The sequence below is a fragment of the Saccharopolyspora sp. NPDC002686 genome (assembly GCF_040295745.1).
In the GTDB taxonomy this organism is placed as follows: domain Bacteria; phylum Actinomycetota; class Actinomycetes; order Mycobacteriales; family Pseudonocardiaceae; genus Saccharopolyspora; species Saccharopolyspora oryzae.
Genome location: NZ_JBEOVY010000432.1, coordinates 1 through 5,749 on the forward strand (window position 1 = coordinate 1; position 5,749 = coordinate 5,749).

Below are 5,749 nucleotides of genomic sequence, written 5' to 3' on the forward strand. Positions count from 1 at the left end.
GGCGGGAGCTGTCGAGCTCCCGCCCCGGTTCTTTTCGTTCCAGCGGCCTGACCAGGCAGCTCAGGTGCGGGCCGGGATCGGGGGTTCGGGCGCCGCCGTGGGCTCGTCGGGCGTCGCGCGGCGGGCGTTCCACCACAGGACCGCGTTGTAGAGCAGGAAGGACAGGCCGAGGTAGACGTAGGCGTTGCCGACCAGGTTCTCCGGCAGGCTCCAGGTCAGCTCCAGGCCCTTGCCCTGCGGCACCTTCCAGTGCGGGCCCATCATGAACAGCCCGGTGACCAGCGTCGACGCCAGCAGCAGCGCCCAGTCGCGCCGCGTCCAGGCCGCGCCGAGCAGCAGCACCAGCCCCGGGATCGCCCACACCCAGTGGTGCGACCACGAGATCGGCGAGATCAGCAGGCCGAACACGCCGTTGATCACCACCGCGGTCGGCAGGTCCCGCTGCCGGATCGCGTGCAGCATCCCCAGCACCGCCATGACCAGGGCGATCACCGCCACCGCGGCCAGCACCGGGGTCAGGTGGTTCACCCCGATCTTGGTCAGCAGCGAGCGCAGCGACTGGTTGCCCGCGTAGACCGAGGCGTCGCCGGTGAACTTCGGGCCGAACGAGACGTTGCTGGTCGCGAACACCTCCTGCAGCCAGAAGCGGCGGGCGTTGTCGAAGGTCAGCGCGAAGCCCAGCAGCGCGGTGCCGGCGAAGGTCAGCAGCGCGGTCGCGATCATCCGCGCGTCCTTGCGCAGCAGCGGCAGCAGCAGGAACACCAGCGGCGTCAGCTTGATCCCGGCGGCCAGGCCGATCAGCAGACCGCGCGGGTAGGGCAGCTTCTGCTTCCCGTCCGTCCGCCACAGGCAGTCCACCGCGACCAGCGCCATCAGCACGATGTTGATCTGCGCGTAGGTGATGGTCTCCAGCACCGGCTCGCTGATCGTGGCCACCGGCAGCACCGCCGCCACCACCAGCAGCACCCGCTCGCGGTGCGCCCGCAGGAACGTCGCCGTGCTGAGCACCATGTACAGCGTGACCAGCAGCGCGAGGTGGCTGACCAGCATGATCACCGCGGTCGAGACCGCCTTCGGGACCAGCGCCAGCGGGGCGAACAGGATCGCGGCGAACGGCGGGTAGATGAACGGCAGCCGCAGCCCGGACTCGGTCGCGGGGAGGTTGTTGTAGAGGTCGCGGCCGTCCAGCAGCGCCTTCGCGCCCAGCCGGTACACCTCGCCGTCGATGTGGTCGTGGGTGTTGATGGTCGACACCACCACCACCGCGAGCAGTTCGGCGACCGCGATGACCGCCAGCAGCCTCCGGTGTTCGTGCAACCGGTCGGCCAGCGGTGTTCGCGCGCTCCCGGTCACCGGCATGCGTCGTCCTCCTCGCCTGGACACGATCCCCCGGAACAAGCGTAGAGATTCACGTTCCGCGAGGGCCCGTCGCAGGCCCGGTTTGGGATCGGTGCCACTTCCTCATGTTTCACCTGCTCGAATCATCAAGTGCCGTTCGGCGAGGTGAACGATCAGGGAATGCATCGTTAAGAACTGACGGAGCGTTATCCGTCCAGCGCGAACACCACCATTACGGGTGGCAGCTGAGCCCTTGAAAAGGAACGTGGTCGGAGGGGAGGCTCAGACGGACTGCTCCGTTTGGTGGGGAGGAGGGGGCCGAATGAGTGTTGTTGACGTGACCGCGGCAGCCCAGCTGACCTCGGTGTGGGACGACAACATCAGCGGGCTCAACGTCGGTGTGCTGCTGACCGATGAACGCGGGCAGGTGCTGGCCACCAACGACGTCGCCGCCGAACTCATGCAGCTGGCCAAGGCCGACCTGCTCACCGGCGTCCGACCCGCTGGTTGGCACCTGCGCGACGACACCGGTGCGGCGATGCCGGACTGGGCGGATCTCGCCGGTCAGGTGCTGCGCGCCGGCTCCCCCCTGTCCATCCCGATGGTGATCGCCCGCAGCGGCCAGCCGCTGAGCCGGATTTGGGCGGACTACCACGCGGTGCAGGTCCAGGGCCGCCGCCGGGTGCTGATCCTGCTGCAGCCGGTGCACACCGACGTCCCGCACAGCCGCGGCCTGCTGGACCCGCTGACCGGACTGCCCGGTCGCGTCCTGCTGCTGGACCGCCTCGAGCAGTCCCTGGTGCGCGCCCGCAGCCGCGGCACGCTGTCCACGCTGGTGCTGATCGACGTGCAGCGGCTCGCGGACTTCAACGCCGAGCACGGCTTCGACCGCGGCGACGAGCTGCTGACCACGCTTGCCGGCCGGCTGCGGGAAGGGCTCAGCGACGAGCACACCGTGGCCCGCTACGGCGGCGACGAGTTCGCGGTGATCGCCGAGCACCCCAGCGGCACCGGCGAAGCGATCGCCGAGCAGGCGCGGGAGGTGGCCGGTTGGCCGATGCGCGTCGGCCGCAAGCGCGTCCGCCCCGGACTGCGCGTCTCCTGGGTGACCACCGACGGTCAAGCCCCGGTCCACTCGGTCCTGTCCAGGGCCGAGCAGCAGCTGCAGCACTGAGAACCGGTGCTCGCAGGATCGACGGAGGGAGGTGGCGCGTGGGTCTGGAGACCCGTGAACGACGAAGGGCACCCGCTCGCGCGGGTGCCCTCTCGTTTCGGACGGGTCAGCGCTCGGCCTTGCCCTCGATGAAGTCCTCGACGGCCTGGTAGGCCACCGAGTCGGAGTACTGCTCCGGCGGGGACTTCATGAAGTAGGACGAAGCCGACAGGATCGGGCCGCCGATGCCGCGGTCCTTGGCGATCTTGGCCGCGCGGAGCGCGTCGATGATGATGCCCGCCGAGTTCGGCGAGTCCCACACCTCGAGCTTGTACTCCAGGTTCAGCGGCACGTCGCCGAAGGCGCGGCCCTCGAGCCGGATGTAGGCCCACTTGCGGTCGTCCAGCCACGGCACGTAGTCCGACGGACCGATGTGCACGTTGCGCTTGCCCAGGTCGCGGTCGACCTGCGAAGTCACCGCCTGCGTCTTGGAGGTCTTCTTCGACTCCAGCCGCTCCAGTTCCTTCATGTTCATGAAGTCCATGTTGCCGCCGACGTTGAGCTGCATCGTGCGGTCCAGGTGCACGCCGCGGTCCTCGAACAGCTTGGCCAGCACCCGGTGCGTGATGGTCGCCCCGACCTGCGACTTGATGTCGTCACCGACGATCGGCACGCCCGCGTCGGCGAACTTCTTCGCCCACTCCGGGTCCGAGGCGATGAACACCGGCAGCGCGTTGACGAACGCCACACCGGCGTCGATCGCGCACTGCGCGTAGAACTTGTCGGCCTCCTCGGAGCCCACCGGGAGGTAGGAGACCAGCACGTCGACCTCGGCGTCCTTGAGCGCCTGCACGACGTCGACCGGCTGCTCGTCGGACTCCTCGATGGTCTCCCGGTAGAACCGGCCGAGGCCGTCGTAGGTGTGACCGCGCTGCACGGTGACGCCCAGCGGCGGCACGTCGGCGATCTTGATCGTGTTGTTCTCGCTGGCGACGATGGCCTCGGAGAGGTCCCGACCGACCTTCTTCGCATCCACGTCGAAGGCAGCCACGAACTTGACGTCCCGCACGTGGTACTCGCCGAACTCGACGTGCATCAGGCCGGGCACCCGGCTGTTCGGGTCGGCGTCGGCGTAGTAGTGGACGCCCTGCACCAGAGATGCCGCGCAGTTCCCGACGCCGACGATCGCCACTCGCACCGTACGACCGGGCCGTTCTCCGCCCATGGCAGGGCCCTCCTTCTTGGTCATCTGTCGTGTCCTTGCAGTTCTTGCTCGCGCGCCGCAGCGTCCTGCTCGGCGCGTTCGTTCTCGATGATTTCGTCGAGCCAGCGAACCTCGCGTTCGCTGTGGTCCAGGCGGAGCCGGTGCAGCTCCCGGGTGTAGCGGTCGAACCGGTCGTCGCGCGCCAGCGCGCTGCGCAGACCGTCCCGGCGTTCCTCCACGCGCCGCCGCCGCCCCTCCAGGATCCGCAGCCGGACCTCGGCCGGGGTGCGGGAGAAGAACACCATGTGCACGCCGAACGCGTTGTCGTCGCAGGCCTGCGGCCCGCAGTCACCGACCAGCTCGGTGAAGCGGAACTCGCCGTCCGGGGTGATCCGGTACACGCGGCGGGCCCGCCGGCCCCAGCCGTGCGCGTCCGGTTCTTCCTCGATCAGTCCGGCGCGCTGCAGCCTCCGCAACGTCGGGTACAAAGTTCCGCAGGACAACGCGCGGAAAGCACCTGGTGTGTCGTGCAACCGCTTCCGCAGCTCGTAGCCGTGCATCGGTGCCTCGTGCAGAAGTCCGAGCACGGCGAGTTCGAGCATCCGCACCTCCTCGGCCCGAAATCATCGGTGGCCTCGTGCGGGACCGGACTGCGCGCCACGTGCGCGCATCCCGTTGGGCCACCTGGCGGAGTATATCGCGCCGATATATCGGGAACCACGATCGAGCGGGCCGCAGGTGGCGGTCGTCACTGCACGTGGCGCCCGGTCGACGCGCCTGCCCTGAACGGCGCATGGAGCAGTCGTCGTCGGCACGTACCCTGTGGTCGTGCGGACCCAACGGCAAGTGGTCGACTACGCGTTGCAGCGCAGGGCGCTGCTCGCGCAGGTCCACGCTGGCCGCGTCGGGGTGATGGAGGTCTGCGACGCCGACCCGTACCTGCTGCAGGCGGCGAAATTCCATGGCGAGCCGAGCGGGGTCACCTGCCCGGTGTGCCGGAAGGAACCGTTGACCCTGGTCTCCTGGGTCTTCGGCGATGCCCTCAAGCACGCGTCCGGTTCGGCGCGAGCCCCAGAGGAGCTGGACCGGATGGCAGCCGTGTTCGAGGAGTTCAACGTCCACGTCGTAGAGGTATGCCGCACATGTAACTGGAACCACCTGGTGCAGTCGTACGTCTTGGGAACCGGCGGCTTGAACGAGCGGCCTTCCCGGCGCAAGACTGCCGCGGAGTGACATCCGGTCGTGCCCCGACACGACCGCGCGCCGGGTGCGGCGCAACCCCGACGTGAACGCATCACATGGCGTCGCCCGACGCCAGTCCTGGAGGCCCACTCGTGAACGACGAGCGTGACGACCACCCCGGAGGCCGCCACTCAAGGCATCCCCAGCCCGACGGTCGTGGCACGCCGCCCCCGCCGCAACGCCCCGGTCCGCCGCCACCCGGCGACCAGGCGCGTCCGCCGCAGCGGCCGATGCCCGGACCGCCGCCGGCTGCGGGGCCGGGTGGACCGGCGTGGCCGAGCGAGGAGCCGCGGCCCGGTCAGCGCCCTGGTCCGCCACCACCCCCGCCGAACCAGCAGGGCCAGCAGTGGCCCGCCGGCGGTCCGGACGTGGAGGAGACCCAGCAGCACCCCGCGGTGCCCGCTTCCGACGCGAAGTGGCCCGAGGAGGAGTCGCCGCAGGAGCGCACCGGGGCGTGGACGCCGTCGTTCGACGATGACGACGATGACGACGACTCCGCGCTGTCCAAGCGGCTGAGCGGGGACTCGGACAACTCGGGCTCCGGTGGGAGCAAGCTCGACCTGCCCACCAGCTACTCCCAGGTGCCGCCGCCCCCGCCGGGCCCGGGCAACGGTCCGCCGCCGGGCGGGCGGCAGGGGCCGCCGCCGGGTCCGTCGCAGACCCGCCAAGGCCCGCCACCGGGTCCCCCGCCGGGTCCGCCGCCGGGACGGCCACCGCAGCCGCCGAGCGCGGAGCAGCCGACGCAGAACATCCCGCAGACGCCGGGCCGCGATGACGACCGCCGTCGTGCGGGTGGCGCCGCTGCCGCAGGC

The 5,749-nt window shown here is 70.2% G+C and carries 5 protein-coding genes and 1 pseudogene; 3 read left to right on the forward strand and 3 right to left on the reverse strand.

What is annotated here, in order from left to right:
• Positions 1-60: 60 nt before the first annotated feature.
• Complete coding sequence (locus ABTZ89_RS34670; protein ID WP_270954199.1) at positions 61-1,359, reverse strand: glycosyltransferase 87 family protein; 1,299 nt, start codon at positions 1,357-1,359, stop codon at positions 61-63.
• A gap of 301 nt (positions 1,360-1,660) precedes the next feature.
• On the opposite strand from ABTZ89_RS34670, the gene ABTZ89_RS34675 reads away from it, so the two are divergent.
• Entirely contained in the window at positions 1,661-2,512 is an 852-nt protein-coding gene (locus tag ABTZ89_RS34675; RefSeq protein WP_351052851.1) for a GGDEF domain-containing protein, read from the forward strand.
• Between the two features lie 106 nt (positions 2,513-2,618).
• On the opposite strand, the gene ABTZ89_RS34680 is transcribed toward ABTZ89_RS34675, so the two are convergent.
• Positions 2,619-3,716, reverse strand: a complete 1,098-nt coding sequence (locus ABTZ89_RS34680) for an inositol-3-phosphate synthase (RefSeq protein WP_270954210.1) — start codon at positions 3,714-3,716, stop codon at positions 2,619-2,621.
• A gap of 20 nt (positions 3,717-3,736) precedes the next feature.
• The gene (locus ABTZ89_RS34685) at positions 3,737-4,297 is read right to left on the reverse strand and encodes a PadR family transcriptional regulator (protein ID WP_270954196.1); all 561 of its coding nucleotides are present in this window, start codon (positions 4,295-4,297) and stop codon (positions 3,737-3,739) included.
• 226 nt (positions 4,298-4,523) lie between these two features.
• Between ABTZ89_RS34685 and ABTZ89_RS34690 the strand changes: the two genes are divergently transcribed.
• Both ABTZ89_RS34690 and ABTZ89_RS34695 read left to right on the forward strand, forming a co-directional pair.
• A complete protein-coding gene (locus ABTZ89_RS34690; protein WP_270954194.1) occupies positions 4,524-4,928 on the forward strand; it encodes a DUF5318 domain-containing protein in 405 nt (134 codons plus the stop codon).
• 101 nt (positions 4,929-5,029) lie between these two features.
• Positions 5,030-5,749, forward strand: a pseudogene (locus ABTZ89_RS34695) (hypothetical protein); the annotation flags it as partial.

Excerpts from the sequence above, each read along its gene's own strand:
- ABTZ89_RS34670 (WP_270954199.1), bottom strand. The coding sequence starts at position 1,359 with ATGCCGGTGACCGGGAGCGCGCGAACACCGCTGGCCGACCGGTTGCAC.
- ABTZ89_RS34675 (WP_351052851.1), top strand. The coding sequence starts at position 1,661 with ATGAGTGTTGTTGACGTGACCGCGGCAGCCCAGCTGACCTCGGTGTGG.
- ABTZ89_RS34680 (WP_270954210.1), bottom strand. The coding sequence starts at position 3,716 with ATGGGCGGAGAACGGCCCGGTCGTACGGTGCGAGTGGCGATCGTCGGC.
- ABTZ89_RS34685 (WP_270954196.1), bottom strand. The coding sequence starts at position 4,297 with ATGCTCGAACTCGCCGTGCTCGGACTTCTGCACGAGGCACCGATGCAC.